The following is a 13,838-nucleotide window of genomic DNA, read 5'->3' as shown; positions in this document are numbered from 1 at the left end:
AAACAGCATAAATCTGTTATTTTTATAGGTACAGATACAGGAAATATTAAAAAATGGGTACAGAATGAGCTTTCAATATCAGGTGTTGGCCCATCAGCTGGCAGAGAAAATTCATAGTGGTGAATTACAGCCAGGGCAACGTCTGAGTTCGCTGCGGCAATTTGCTGTCCAGCAGAAGGTCAGTCTGAATACTGCCAGAAACTGTTATGAACTGCTGGAAGCTCAGGGACTGATTTATGTCCGTAATAAAGCCGGTTATTTTGTCCGAACCAGTAACCGGCATGCAGAGCATGGTTTACTGCCGGATCATCCTGATTTTCAATCCAGGCCACGTGACGTTTCAAATCTTGAGCTGCAGATAGAAATTCAGGAGGCTTCCATCAACAGTCAGTTGATCCACCTGGGTTCCATTCAGCTGTCTCCACAGCTGGTTCCGGTGCAGGCATTACGCCGCTCCATTCAGCGCGCCTTAAAGCACAGTAAACCGGAAGATTTTCTGTATAGCGACAGACAGGGACATCTGCGGTTGAGGGAAGCATTATCCGGGCACTGGGCAGAAGACGGTTTTTATATTGCCCGGGATGAGATTTATATCAGCAATGGCTGTATGCCGGCACTTTCGGTCATGATCCAGAGTCTGACGCAGCCGGGTGACAGTATTATTGTGCCAACGCCGAATTTTAATGGTCAGTTACAGCTGCTTGCTGTGCTGAAGCGGAAAATTGTGGAAATTCCGGCTGACACAGAGGGCTTTGACTTGCAGCGGCTGGAAGCGGCCATGCGTGATTCGGGTGCCAGGGTATGTTTGTTGACGGCCAATTATCAGAATCCACTTGGTTTTTGTCTGACGAATGCACATAAGCAGAAAATTGCTGAGCTGGCAGCGCAGTATCAGTGCTATGTGATTGAAGATGATATTTATGCGGAATGCAGTTTTCACCTGCAACGCCCCCTGCCGATTAAATACTGGGATCAGCAGGGTTACGTCATTTTCTGTGGTTCTGTGTCCAAGTCATTATCTTCTGCGTATCGGGTCGGCTGGTTCTGCATCAGCCCGCGTCTGCAGCATTTACGGCCACAGCTGATCACGCAGAATGTGCCGGTCAACACACCGCTACAGCTGGGGCTTGCAGATCTGATTTACAGCCGGGCTTACAGAGAGCATCTGAACCGTCTGAAACCGGTGATTATGGATCAGGTGGAGCAGTATCGACAGTTCATTATTCAGGCATTCAGTGGTATGCAAATCCGCCTGAACCAGCCACAGGGCGGATATGCACTATGGATTCAGTTACCTGAACAGATCGATGGTTTAAGCATGTACACTTATGCGCAGCAGCACGGCATTAATATTGTGCCGGGTGAAGTATTCGGTGAGGATGCCCGCTATAAAAACTGTATTCGTCTTAATGCCGGACATGAACTGTCCCTGCAAATTCGTCAGGCTATTGAGTTACTGGCGGACTGGGCACGCCGGCAGCTGCATGTGGCGGCATGATGCACGGATAAATAAACAGTCAGTTACAGCAAAGAGAGAAATTGCAGCCAGATGCCGGTCGACTGGGTCCGTATGTGCTGTTCTACAGCAATGAACGTGATATACAGTGATTTTCATGATCATTGACCATGCCGACCGCCTGCATAAAGGCATAAACCGTAGTCGGTCCGACAAATCTGAACCCATTTTTCTTTAATGCCCTGGACAGTTTCAGACTGACTTCAGTGTGGGCAGGGGCCTGTCTGTAGTCAGGCACGTCGTTCAGCTGCACCTGCTGGCCTGTAAAATCCCATAGCCACTGCACCATGTCGGTACCCTGATGCTTCATCTGCTGCCAGGCAATGGCATTGTCCCGTATCGCCTTTAGTTTTCCGATATGCCGGATCAGGCCACGGTCCTGTAGTTTATCTGTTAAGGCGGCATCGCTCAGCTGTGCAATGTCTGCAATGGAATGCTGAAAAAAATGTCTGCGATAATTTTCACGTTTTTTTAATACCGTAATCCAGGACAATCCGGCCTGTTGACCTTCCAGGCAGAGCATTTCAAATAAATGTGCTTCATCATGGCTGGGTTTTCCCCATTCATGATCATGGTAGGCGATATAGAGCGGGTCATCAGAACACCAGCTACAGCGCTGTGTTGTCATTCGATACTCCCTGAATTACGGGTCAGATTTTAAAATCGGCCCAGTGATCATTTTTATTGTCCCAGTAAAATAGCTGGGCCTGGACCAGGTCAGCCAGGGTAATCCACACATCCTTGCCGGCTTTATCTGCAAAGCCGGTACTGATCAGCAATGCATCTTCACTGATTTCCATAATCCAGCCCTGATGGATCTGCCCATTCAGCACAATTTTCTGCTGGTTACCGGATTCTGCAAATGCAACCAGGCGGTTCATCAAAGCTTCTGACATGAAAATTTCCTGACCAGTCAATTAACGTAAATAAGGATAAGGGTTTACGGCACCACGTCCCTTACCATTCAGATAAAGGCCATAATGCAGATGTGGCGCAGTATGACGTGCATTGCCGGTATTGCCAATATAACCGATTAAATCACCCTGCCGGACGTAGTCACCTTCCTTTAAACCACGTTTGTGATCATTTAAATGGGCATAGTAATGCCAGGCGCCGCCCGGTCCGACAATCCATACTACAGTTCCTCCCAGGTTGTTGCCTTTCAGGCTGGCAACCACGCCGTCAGTGGTACTGTACACTTTTGTTCCACGTGGAGCCATAATATCCACGCCTTCATGGCGCCGGCCCTGACTGCGTGCTTCACCCCATGTATCGGAAAAATGACTATAGTTTTTGACAGGCATCGGAAGCCGTTTAGGCAATGGCATGGCTTTGAGCCGGGCCAGCTGATTTTGTGGGAGCACTGGTGCTTTTGTGGGGGTGGAACTACAGGCTGCAATAAAAATGACACAGAAACTGAGCAGGCAGGTGCGAATAAAAGCAGACACGGGACATCCTTATTTTTAAATTTAAATCATGAAGATGAAAGTAGTGATTATCCGCAGTTGACTATGTCATATCCGTACGGCGGAGATCAATTTTTTCATGGCAGTGGGAATGCCCATTTGTGTAGCTTTTTGTGCAGATAACCACTCGCCACCCAGTTCTGCCATGATGAATTCCTGCTGGTCCGCATCAACCTGAAAGATATGTGCGCTAAGTATCCAAGTGAAATGAGTAAAACTGTGTGAGATCTGTACAGGAGGAACAGTTGAGCTCAGTTTCAGGCTATGGCAGATGTTGGCATATTCGGTATCATCTTCAATAATGGGCAGGCTCCATAGGCCACCCCATAAGCCACTGTCGGGACGTTGTTGCCACAGCCATTCATCTCCTGACTGGATTAATAACACTGTGGCAGTTTTAACCGGCACAGCCTTTTTGGGTTTTTTATAGGGCAGTTCGGTTTGCAGGCCCTGTTGATGTGCCTTGCATTCGATCTGCATCGGGCAATACAGACACAGCGGTTTTCTGGGGGTGCAGATGGTGGCCCCCAGGTCCATGATGGCCTGGGTGTAATCATGGTTACGTTCAACCGGGCAGAGTTGTTCAGCACGTTGCCACATGGCACGGTCAGCAGCCGGTCTGGACAGGTCTTCATCAATGGCAAAAAAACGTGCCAGTACCCGCTTGACATTACCATCCATAATGACGCCGTAGTGGCGCAGACCAAGCGACATCAGCGCGCCGGCGGTTGAACGTCCGATTCCCGGCAGTGCCATCCATGCATCAGCATTGTCAGGAAAATGTCCCTGTTGGCTGACTATGCCCGCAGCCTTGTGCAGATTACGGGCCCGGGCATAATAGCCGAGTCCGGCCCAGTAGGGCGCAACATCATCCCAGCTGGCCTGTCCCAGATCATGTACTGTGGGAAAGCGGGTAATAAAACGGTCAAAATATTGCAGGACGGTCTTGACCTGGGTCTGTTGCAGCATGATTTCAGAGACCCAGACTTTATAGGGATCATCTGCAGTCTGCCAGGGCAGATCATGCCGGCCATGTTCATCGAACCATCTGAGCAGGGCATCTGAAAATGAAAATTGCGGCATATCGGGTGATCTGGTAAAAGAGGCTTAGTATAACGAATCTGCAATCTGTACGGGAACATTGACTGAAGCAACGAAACACTTAAAAAAAGACGCCGAAGCGTCCTGGAAATATGGCAACGGCATTTTCCCGGCCATGTTCGCGTATATAGCGTGAGAGATTATGCCAGTTGACGCTGCAGTAAGACATACATGGCCTCCAGTCCGTGCTGTTCTGCTGTCGGACTATAGCCAAGATCAATTCCATTGGCTTTAGCCCGCTGATCTGCCAGCGGATTACTGAAACCATGTTTTGCATCTTTTAGAATAATCACTTCACTGTTGACCCCGGCATTGGCCATTTCCTGTTCAAAGCTGCTGACATCATCCAGCGTTACCATGCTGTCCAGTTCACCATGCAGCACCAGGATTTCTGCCTGTACTTTGCCCTGTTCTGCAGGAGCCTTTGGTGTCAGGTTGCCATGAAAACTGGCAACTGCTTTCAGGGGCGCGCCTGAACGGGCTAAATCAAGTACAACCTTACCCCCATAACAAAAACCAATTGCAGCAAGCTTATCCGCTTTGACCTCCGGCTGAGCTGTCAGGGCATTCAGGCCTGCTGATGCACGGCTGACCACGGTGTCCGGATGCTGAAAGGTTGCCATCATCCATTCATAAGCCTGGGCAGAGTCTTCAGTGACTTTTTTATCGCCATACATATCAATAGCCAGCGCAGCATAGCCATGTTCGGCCAGTTCACGGGCCCGTTGTACGGTATATTCAGTGCGTCCCCACCATTCAGGTGCAACAATGATACCTGCAACGGCCTGTGCCGATTCGGGCGCGGCAAAGTATCCAATTAGATGCGTACCATCTTCTGCCTGATATTGTATTTCACGGGTTATGACTGCTGTGGACATGAGATAAATCCTTATAATATAAGTGGGAATAGCTTGATTAAATCATAAAAGTTTAACTGAAAAATGACCATGAAAATGTGAAAAATGATGTGCCATGCTGAAATTAAAAAAGAAGGATGGAATCCTTCTTTTTATGGTTTTATAGTGATGGCTGAATTTTAAACCCGGCCACGGGAAATAAATCCGATAATGGCTAAAATTACAGCGACGACGAGCAGAATCACCGCAAAGTCTTTGGACATTCCTGCAACACCACCGAAACCCAGCAGGCTTGCGACTAATGCAATGATTGCGAAAATAATGGCCCAGCGGAACATGGTTTTTCTCCCTGTGTTGTTATCATCGTTGTTTCAGTATAGAACGCCATACATTTGACGACGATACAGTTTCTGTTGCAAAAATGTGCATATTTATAATGCCGGTGCAGCCCCGAACATAAAAAATCGGTCAGGGTAATCTGGTGATTAATGCTATGATACCGGCAGCCCGCCCGCCAGCGAATGGAAATTGTATGGAAGCCGAATTACGTCCTCAGTTCTGGAAAAAGTATGCGCTTGATCAGTTGAACCCGGCGGAGTGGGAGGCTTTGTGCGATGGCTGTGGCCTGTGTTGTCTGGTAAAGCTTGAAGATGATGACACCCATGAGATTGCCTATACCCGTGTGGCCTGTAAATTACTGGATTGTAAAACCGCACGTTGTTCGGACTATCCGGAGCGGCTGAAGTCGGTGCCTGACTGTATCCAGCTGACGCCTGAGAAATTGCAGAATATTCACTGGTTACCGTCCAGTTGTGCATATTATCGTTTAAGTCAGGGGAAGGGCCTGCCATCATGGCATTATCTGAATACTGGCTCCCGCAGCAGTGTCATTCAGGCGCGCAAGTCCGCAGCGGGCCGCTGTATTTCAGAAACAGAAGTGAGTGATGATGACATTGATGACTATATTGTGCGCTGGGTCAGATAGACCGGAAACTGAAACAGTGGCAAAACCCATGCATATTGCTGTTCCTGTGTTCTGGATTTGTTTTACAAATTGGTTTTTCAGACCGGATATTTAGAATATCAACCTGTAAAACTCCCTGATGGATGCGCCGTAGAATCAGTTGTTCCAGCTGCATGCAATCTACATTAAAAACGCTTGATTCACAGCTTTTGATAGTAGACTATGGGGAAAGTTCATTGATTTTAAAAGCCGTATGTCAGATACCCAGACTCCCCTGCCAGAGCGCCTCCGTCCTCGTGATTTGTCGGAGATTATTGGACAGGAACATTTACTTGGCGAAAATGCACCACTGCGTCAGATGATTGATCAGGGGCATTTGCCATCGATTATTTTCTGGGGACCGCCCGGCGTTGGCAAAACCACCATTGCCTTATTACTGGCACAGGCTGTGGATCGGCCATTTATCAGTCTGTCGGCTTTAAATACCGGTGTGAAAGAGCTGCGTGAAATTATTGCTGAAAGTGGGGATTTGCTGATACCGGTGGTTTTTATTGATGAAATCCACTGTTTCAATAAATCGCAGCAGGATGCCCTGTTGAATGCGGTGGAAAAGGGCAAGATTACACTGGTTGGTGCCACCACCGAAAATCCCTCCTTTGAAGTGAACAGTGCGCTGTTATCCCGTTGTCAGGTTTATACCCTGAATGTTTTGAGCAATGAGGCCATACAGGGGTTGCTTGATCGGGCCATTCAGCAGGATAAATTCCTGCAGGATCGGCATATTCAGATTGAAGAATATGATGCCCTGATTCAGTTTGCAGCGGGGGATGCCCGTAAGGCGTTAAATCTGCTGGATTTAATTGCCAGTACTTTTGAAGCTGATGTTGAAAACATGATCAGCAATGCCATTGTGGTCAGGGTTGCCCAGCAGAATATTGCCCGCTATGACAAATCCGGTGAACAGCATTACGATCTGGTTTCGGCGTTTATTAAATCCATTCGTGGCAGTGATCCGGACGCAGCGCTGTACTGGATGGCCCGTATGCTGAAAGGGGGCGAAGACCCGGTATTTATTGCCCGCCGTATGCTGATCGCAGCGTCTGAAGATATTGGCAATTCAAACCCCAATGCGTTATTGCTCGCCGGAGAGTGCTTCCGTTCGGTACAGGCGGTGGGTATGCCGGAGGCACGGATTATTCTGGGGCAGTGCGCGGTGTATCTGGCCACCAGCGCAAAGAGCAACAGTACCTATCTGGCCATGAATAAAGCGCTGGAACTGGCAGATAAAACCTCAAATCTGCCTGTACCGCTGCATTTACGTAATGCACCGACAAAATTGATGAAGCAGCAGGGTTATGGGGTGGATTATCTGTATCCGCATAACTATCCGGAGCATTTTGTACAGCAGGATTATCTGCCACCTGAGTTGAAGGGCACCCGGCTTTATGAATCTGCCCGTAATAAGCGGGAAGTGGAAGCTGAACGGCTGCAGCAGCGTCGGTGGCAGCAGGAGCAGCAACAGCAGTAGGGGTTATCCTGCTGCTTGCTGATCATCGGAATTATTCCATATCAGGTATTACCTCAATTAACTTCGGTTATTTATAGGAGGATTACCGTTGAGCATACCATTGGGTAGCAGGATCAAACCAGATCGTGATGTTTCCTCGATCAATTAAAGCCTGATTATCGGTGGACCAATTGGTTGTACGATAAATTTTAGGTGCGGGCTTGTTTATTTGAGAATCATATTATTAAATAAGCTCTTAACAGTAGGTTTGTGCAACAGAGTCTTGTCCAGCTCGAAAAATATAAAATATAGCGCCTTAAAAATTTGTGTCTAATTGATTAAATGTGGTAATTGTATTTAATAATAAAAGCGTATGGACACACTTAATTATGGACAATGAAATTAATGATCTCGAATTTTTTATTACCTTGGCATCCGCGAAATCGATGACGCGTGCTTCCATTGAAATGAATATTCCGTTGCCGACAATCAGTAGAAAATTAAGTAAGTTAGAATCATTTTACAGCAAGCGATTAATAAACCGTTCAGCTCGAAAGTTTGAACTCACCGAATCAGGACGATTATTATTGGATCGTGCAATTCATGTATCTTCAATACTTAAACAAGTCTACGATGACGTTTCACAAAATGTAACGTCATTTTCAGGAAAATTGCGTGTAGGAAGTTTAAATTATCTCGGTCGCACAAAGCTGGTAAATATTATAGCAAAATTTAGTCAATTACATCCTGATTTAGAAATCGAATTGATTTTATCTGATTCAAAGATGGATCTGATCGAAAATGGATTAGATGTTTTATTTCAATTGGAACATCCAAATAGCATGATCTATGATTATGATTTAATTATAGATACTCGTCGTATTTTCTGTGCTTCACCTGAATACTTTGAAAAACATGGATTCCCAACTCATGTACTGGATTTATTAAATCATCGTTGTATTTGTTTAATCCGCAATCATCATATTTACCAGGACTGGAAATATATTGTTGATAATGAGGCTGTTGAAATACGTATAAATCCATACTTAAAGAGTAACAATGCAGAAGTTACACATCAATGGATGATTCAGGGATTGGGTATTGGTTATCGACTGTACCATGAGGTCAAAAATGAATTAAATGCAGGAACGTTAATTGAATGCTTTAAAGAATACCATTCTTCGGCATTATCTCTTTTTATGACCTATTCAAAAGTAAAGAAAAGACAAGTCATCCAGGAATTTAGCCAATTTGTCAAAGAAAATTTAAGTTAACATCTAAAGCCATAAAATAAAAGAAATACTCATTAACAAAGCCTTCTAAGGCAAGTCAGAAATATTGCAGGTCAGCAAAATATTTCCATCTGTGAGACTTTGGATGTAGGATTTAAAGAAATACAGCCTTTAATTTATATAGGCTTATAATGACTTACACCAAATTACACGGAATATCTATCCAGTTTAATGTGTCAATATTTCAATTTTTGCAAACTAAGTTTCCAGAATATTTATTTTTAAATGCAGATTATTAACTTACTCTCGAGGTACCTTTATAAATGTAAATGGAGTATACAATGAAAGGGAAAATTGCGCTCGAAGAGCATTTTGCGATTGAAGAAACTCTGGCCGATTCAGAACAATTTTTTATGCCTGATGTCTGGCGCACAAAAAGAAGGCAATTACTTGATATTACAGATGAACGCTTACGCCGTATGGACGATGCAGGCATTGAGTATGCCATCATTTCATTAAATGCACCTGCAATTCAGGCAATCCCGGATCCTAAACGAGCGGCAGAAGTTGCAAAAATTGCAAATGGAACATTAGCAGAACTCATCTCGAAACATCCAGATCGCTTTGGTGCTTTCGCTGCCTTACCATTACAAGACCCTGAAGCAGCAGCACGTGAACTCAACTATTGTATTACTGAATTAAATTTTTGTGGTGCTTTAGTGAATGGTTTTTCTAATCTGAATGATGATGAAACAGCAAAATACTATTGTGCCGATGAATATTTAGACTTTTGGGGAGAGGTATCTAAGTTAGATGTGCCCTTTTATTTGCACCCCCGTAATCCACTCTTAAGTCAACAATTTGGTATTAAAGATCATCCATGGCTCATGGGACCTGCATGGTCATTCTCTGTTGAAACGGGTGTTCATGCATTACGATTGATTGGATCCGGTCTGTTCGATAAATATCCAAACATTAATATTATTTTAGGTCATCTAGGTGAATTAATTCAAAATAATATTTGGCGCACGTCTCACTGGGCATCAGTAAATGGCCGAAATCCTTTAGGAGTGAAAGCAAAAAAACCTTTCATCGATTATTTTCATAATAATTTCTACCTCACTACCAGTGGTAACTTTCGTACGATTACCATGCGTAATGCAATTGATGAGATTGGGTCTGACCGAGTTTTATTTTCAAGTGACTACCCGTTTGAAGAGATGGAAGAAGCAGTGAAATGGTTTGATAATGCTGAAATTGGACGCAATGATCATGAAAAGATTGGTCGTCACAATGCATATAAACTCTTTAAATTAAAAATCTAGTTCTAAAAAGCCAATTGCAATAATTGTTATTGGCTTTTTAAAGTTTGATTATTAAAAGGATTTAATTATGAAAACTGTAGATATACAACAAGCTGTAGAGACAAAGAAGCTATCAAAACAGCAGTGGATAATTTTTACATTATGCTTTTTAGTGGTTTTATCAGATGGTATCGATACTGGAGTAATCGGTTTTATTGCACCATCCCTTCTTGATGATTGGGGAGTTACAAAAAATGATTTACGACCGGTGATGAGTGTTGCCTTAATTGGCATGGCAATCGGTGCGATTTGTTCGGGAATTTTAGCGGATAAGTTTGGCCGAAAATGGGTAATTATCGGGTCTACATTTCTATTTGGTATTCTGACCATTATTACTGGATTGTCAAATAGTCCAGATGAAATGATCGTATACAGGTTTCTTACTGGTTTAGGTCTGGGGGCTGCAATGCCCAATACCGCGACTTTAGTGTCTGAATACATGCCAAAACACCGTAGAGTATGGATGGTAAATTTATTATTTTGTGCTTTACCATTAGGCATAACGGTTGGTGGTATTTTATCTGCAAGCTTACTTTCAAATGCCGGCTGGAAAATGGTGCTTTATATTGGCGGCATTATTCCTATTATTGTTGCAGTATTTTCAATATTTTTACTCAAAGAGTCTTTGCACATCCTGGTCAAAAAAGATGATCAGGATGAAGCTTTACAAATCGTGAAACGTATTCAGGGTCCAGAATTTGAAGCTAAACTTGTTCCCGTCACGTTATCCCAAATTGAATTATCCCATAAAAATGCAAAACCGGTATCCATGGTCACGGGTACATTCTTTGTGCCATCATTAATGATGTGGATTTGCTGTTTCATGAGTCTGTTAGTATTTTACGTTTTAACCAGCTGGATGCCAACATTACTCAAAGAGTCGGGCTTAACACCAGAACAATTCAGTTTGATCTCTGCAATATTCCCCTTTGGTGGCGTCGCAGGGACGATTTTAATTGGTTGGTTTATGAGCAGATATGACTCGAATAGAATTATTACAATAACATACTTCATTTCAGCTCTATTATTTATTATTACAGGTTTTACAACACAAAATATTTACTTGCTTGCTTGTTTTATATTCCTGGCAGGTGGTGGTTTGGTCGGTGCCCAGTCATCTCTGCCTTCATTGGCAGCAATTTTTTACCCGGCAGAATGTCGTGGGGTTGGTGTCTCCTGGATGCATGGCTTAGGTAGATTTGGAGCAATTTTTGGTGCATTTTTTGGTGCATATATTTTCACATTCAATCTGGGTATTAACGGTATTTTCTATGTACTCGCTTTACCAATCTTTATTTCAGCCTTGGCACTGTATGTCAAAGGTCGTCATTCAACCTATAAGATTTCTACAAACCAGATTTCAAAAGTATAATCTGTGTTCCAATTTCGCATGTCTTCAAATAAGGCATGTGAAGACTTGTTCAATTCAATAACAAGTCATTACCAAAATAGGCATCTGAAAAAATTAATCATTAGCTCCAAAAAAAAGTTGCAATGCCTGATTAAAATCCTGGGGCTTTTCAACATTTGAAATATGAGAAGCATCAATTTCAAACAGTTCGGAATTGGCAATACGATCTGTCAGAAACTGACCGTCAGTCACTGTTGTTACAGGGTCTTGTTTGCCTGCAATCACCAGTACAGGAATATGAATGTCCTTAAGTTGCTCACGTAAGTCTGCTTTAGCCAAAGCCTCACAACAACTTGCATAACCTTCTGGATTGCCAGTAGCTAAGTCATTTTGTAGTTGATTCACAATTGCTGCCTGGCTTTGAATAAAGGGCTCTGTAAACCAGCGAGAAGCTGCTGTAGATGAAATAGGTTGTAAACCTTGTTCACGTACTAATGCTGCTCGCTCATTCCAGGCTTGTTCCTGACCAATTTTTGCCGCAGTATTGCAGATAATCATCTGATTAAAACGTTCTGGCTTATGAATGGCAAGCCATTGTCCTGTTAAACCACCCATTGAAATACCACAGAAAATGACTTTTTCAATATTGAGGTGATCCAGTAAGTTCACAACATCCTGACCAAGTTGGTCGATACTATATGGACCTTGTGGCGCAGATGATTCACCATGACCCCGGGTATCATAATGAATCACAAAAAAATCATTTCGGAAGAATTCAGTTTGTGGTTTCCACATGCTGAATTTAGTGCCTAATGAATTAGAAAAAACCATTGCTGGTTTGCTCGCATCACCAGAAATCTGGTAATTAATCTGTGCATCGTCTGAAATAAATGTTGGCATTTGGGACTATTCCTTTCTTTATATAAATCCCCCCCCTGGCCCTTCAAAAAAGGGGACAAGGCGCAGGACTAAACGCGTTCAATAATCAAAGCAATACCTTGACCCACACCAATACACATTGAACAAAGAGCATATTTGCCACCTGTTGCTTCAAGTTGATTCAACGCTGTAGTTACGTGCACCTGATGCCCCTGGTGGATGACCAATCGCACCACCATCTGGATTTACTTTTTCTGAACCATCAGCTGTCCCAAAATCGCCAATCATGATGGTTGAGCCATCTTTGATTTTTGAGAGAACTTCCATCATGGAAAGTGTGCTTTTATCGATCATAAGACTGAACTTTTGTCTATGTATCTAAATTTACAGGGATAAATAAGTATTAAATTCGCAACTATTCACATGGCTATGGATTGCGTTATCCTGCTTGACTCAGTTATGCCCAATCATATAAATCAGAGCTGAGTAAATGCGCATAACACAGCGTTATAGCGCATTTGAATTTCAAAAAGCCTCTCCCTTTAAGTGGAAAGGGAGGAGGGAAGAACTCACTTTTCAATTAAGCACTTACACGACGACGATCCACTTCTGTTGTTGGCGCATTTGCTTTTTCTTTCACTAATTCAATATTAAATGTGATGTGTTTGAATGCTCTGCCCACACCACGACGTGCAATTTCAGCTTCATCTGTTACATCAACTGCTGTTACAACTAAGCCTTCACGTGTTGCAAATGCAAAGTCATCCCAAAGGTATTGGTCACCTTCGATATTGAACTGAGTCGTAAGTTTACGATAACCCGGTGCAGATACAAAATAATGTACGTGGGATGGACGGTTACCATGACGACCAAGCAAGTTAAGAAGGGCTTGAGTTGTGCCTTCAGGAGGGCAACCATAACCTGAAGGCATTGTTGTCTGGGCAATATATTGGCCATTTGCATCAGTCAGAATTGTACGGCGAAGGTTAAAGTCGGATTGTGATTTATCAAAGAATGAATAATTACCTAAGCTGTTGGCATGCCAGACTTCAACTCTGGCATTTGGAATAATGTTTCCTTCGCTATCAGTCACAGTACCTTCAATAAACAAAGTATCGATTCTGTCTGTTTCTGAACCATCATCCATACGTGCAAAGCCAACTGACTCAGGTGCACCGGCAACATAAAGAGGACCCTCGATGGTACGTGGTGTACCGCCGGTAATACCTGCTTTGGCATCTGCTTCATCAGCGCGAAGGTCTAAATAATGTTCTAAACCTAAACCGGCAGCTAAAAGACCAAGTTCATTGGCTTGACCCGCATCAGCAAAATATTCCAGACCTTTCCAGAGTTCAGTCTGAGAAATATCCAAATCTTCAATGGCCTGGAATAAATCACTCAACAGACGCACCACGATTTGTTGAGTACGTAGATTCACTACGCCTGTTGCTGTGTCTACGTTCATTTCCTTAACTAATTTATCGATTTCTTGACGGTTCATACAATTTCTCCTGAAGTATGAAAGGTTTTACGTGGTTTACCTGCTTGCTTAAGATTTATTGACCAATCTTTTTTGCTTGCTGCGTTGTTCACCACATTCC

The 13,838-nt window shown here is 43.6% G+C and carries 14 protein-coding genes and 3 pseudogenes; 6 read left to right on the top strand and 11 right to left on the bottom strand.

What is annotated here, in order from left to right; genetic code table 11:
* The first annotated feature begins 64 nt into the window (after positions 1-64).
* Positions 65-1,498, top strand: coding sequence for an aminotransferase-like domain-containing protein (locus tag ACT6PV_RS14255; RefSeq protein WP_445116926.1), 1,434 nt, complete (start codon positions 65-67; stop codon positions 1,496-1,498).
* Positions 1,499-1,580: 82 nt separating this feature from the next.
* Here ACT6PV_RS14255 and ACT6PV_RS14250 read toward each other — a convergent pair whose 3' ends face one another.
* From ACT6PV_RS14250 to ACT6PV_RS14225, 6 genes are all read right to left on the bottom strand, one after another.
* Entirely contained in the window at positions 1,581-2,144 is a 564-nt protein-coding gene (locus tag ACT6PV_RS14250; RefSeq protein ID WP_445116925.1) for a DNA-3-methyladenine glycosylase I, read from the bottom strand.
* A gap of 22 nt (positions 2,145-2,166) precedes the next feature.
* Entirely contained in the window at positions 2,167-2,412 is a 246-nt protein-coding gene (locus ACT6PV_RS14245) for a hypothetical protein (RefSeq protein WP_445116924.1), read from the bottom strand.
* Between the two features lie 21 nt (positions 2,413-2,433).
* A complete protein-coding gene (locus ACT6PV_RS14240; RefSeq protein ID WP_445116923.1) occupies positions 2,434-2,964 on the bottom strand; it encodes a M23 family metallopeptidase in 531 nt (176 codons plus the stop codon).
* Positions 2,965-3,030: 66 nt separating this feature from the next.
* Positions 3,031-4,065, bottom strand: a complete 1,035-nt coding sequence (gene mutY, locus ACT6PV_RS14235) for an A/G-specific adenine glycosylase (RefSeq protein ID WP_445116922.1) — start codon at positions 4,063-4,065, stop codon at positions 3,031-3,033.
* Between the two features lie 158 nt (positions 4,066-4,223).
* Entirely contained in the window at positions 4,224-4,961 is a 738-nt protein-coding gene (locus ACT6PV_RS14230; RefSeq protein ID WP_445116921.1) for a dienelactone hydrolase family protein, read from the bottom strand.
* A gap of 158 nt (positions 4,962-5,119) precedes the next feature.
* Complete coding sequence (locus tag ACT6PV_RS14225) at positions 5,120-5,278, bottom strand: DUF1328 domain-containing protein (protein ID WP_445116920.1); 159 nt, start codon at positions 5,276-5,278, stop codon at positions 5,120-5,122.
* 194 nt (positions 5,279-5,472) lie between these two features.
* Between ACT6PV_RS14225 and ACT6PV_RS14220 the strand changes: the two genes are divergently transcribed.
* Together ACT6PV_RS14220 and ACT6PV_RS14215 are read left to right on the top strand one after the other, a co-directional pair.
* Complete coding sequence (locus ACT6PV_RS14220) at positions 5,473-5,925, top strand: YcgN family cysteine cluster protein (protein ID WP_445116919.1); 453 nt, start codon at positions 5,473-5,475, stop codon at positions 5,923-5,925.
* A 232-nt stretch (positions 5,926-6,157) separates the two neighbouring features.
* Positions 6,158-7,432, top strand: coding sequence for a replication-associated recombination protein A (locus tag ACT6PV_RS14215; protein WP_445116918.1), 1,275 nt, complete (start codon positions 6,158-6,160; stop codon positions 7,430-7,432).
* A gap of 88 nt (positions 7,433-7,520) precedes the next feature.
* On the opposite strand, the pseudogene ACT6PV_RS14210 reads toward ACT6PV_RS14215, so the two are convergent.
* Positions 7,521-7,640 (bottom strand): annotated as a pseudogene (locus tag ACT6PV_RS14210) (IS5/IS1182 family transposase); the annotation flags it as partial.
* Positions 7,641-7,800: 160 nt separating this feature from the next.
* Here ACT6PV_RS14210 and ACT6PV_RS14205 point away from each other — a divergent pair.
* From ACT6PV_RS14205 to ACT6PV_RS14195, 3 genes are all read left to right on the top strand, one after another.
* Positions 7,801-8,685 (top strand): LysR family transcriptional regulator, encoded by an 885-nt coding sequence (locus ACT6PV_RS14205; protein WP_445116917.1) that lies wholly within the window; start codon positions 7,801-7,803, stop codon positions 8,683-8,685.
* A 299-nt stretch (positions 8,686-8,984) separates the two neighbouring features.
* The gene (locus tag ACT6PV_RS14200; RefSeq protein WP_445116916.1) at positions 8,985-9,968 is read left to right on the top strand and encodes an amidohydrolase family protein; all 984 of its coding nucleotides are present in this window, start codon (positions 8,985-8,987) and stop codon (positions 9,966-9,968) included.
* A gap of 67 nt (positions 9,969-10,035) precedes the next feature.
* Entirely contained in the window at positions 10,036-11,379 is a 1,344-nt protein-coding gene (locus ACT6PV_RS14195) for an MFS transporter (protein WP_445116915.1), read from the top strand.
* Between the two features lie 93 nt (positions 11,380-11,472).
* Here the strand turns inward: ACT6PV_RS14195 and pcaD are convergent, their stop codons facing one another.
* The 4 genes and pseudogenes from pcaD to catA form a co-directional block, all read right to left on the bottom strand.
* Positions 11,473-12,258, bottom strand: coding sequence for a 3-oxoadipate enol-lactonase (pcaD, locus tag ACT6PV_RS14190; protein WP_445116914.1), 786 nt, complete (start codon positions 12,256-12,258; stop codon positions 11,473-11,475).
* A gap of 68 nt (positions 12,259-12,326) precedes the next feature.
* A pseudogene (locus ACT6PV_RS14185) lies at positions 12,327-12,516 on the bottom strand (acetyl-CoA C-acyltransferase); the annotation flags it as partial.
* Positions 12,502-12,591: pseudogene (locus ACT6PV_RS14180) on the bottom strand (3-oxoadipate CoA-transferase); the annotation flags it as partial. The pseudogenes ACT6PV_RS14185 and ACT6PV_RS14180, both read right to left, overlap by 15 nt.
* A 226-nt stretch (positions 12,592-12,817) precedes the next feature.
* On the bottom strand, positions 12,818-13,738 hold the full coding sequence (catA, locus tag ACT6PV_RS14175; RefSeq protein WP_445116913.1) for a catechol 1,2-dioxygenase: 921 nt from the start codon (positions 13,736-13,738) through the stop codon (positions 12,818-12,820).
* Between the last annotated feature and the right edge of the window lie 100 nt (positions 13,739-13,838).

The sequence above is a fragment of the Acinetobacter sp. WZC-1 genome (assembly GCF_052544965.1).
Note: the sequence above shows the minus strand (reverse complement) of the source record. Positions and strands in the feature narration are given on the sequence as shown.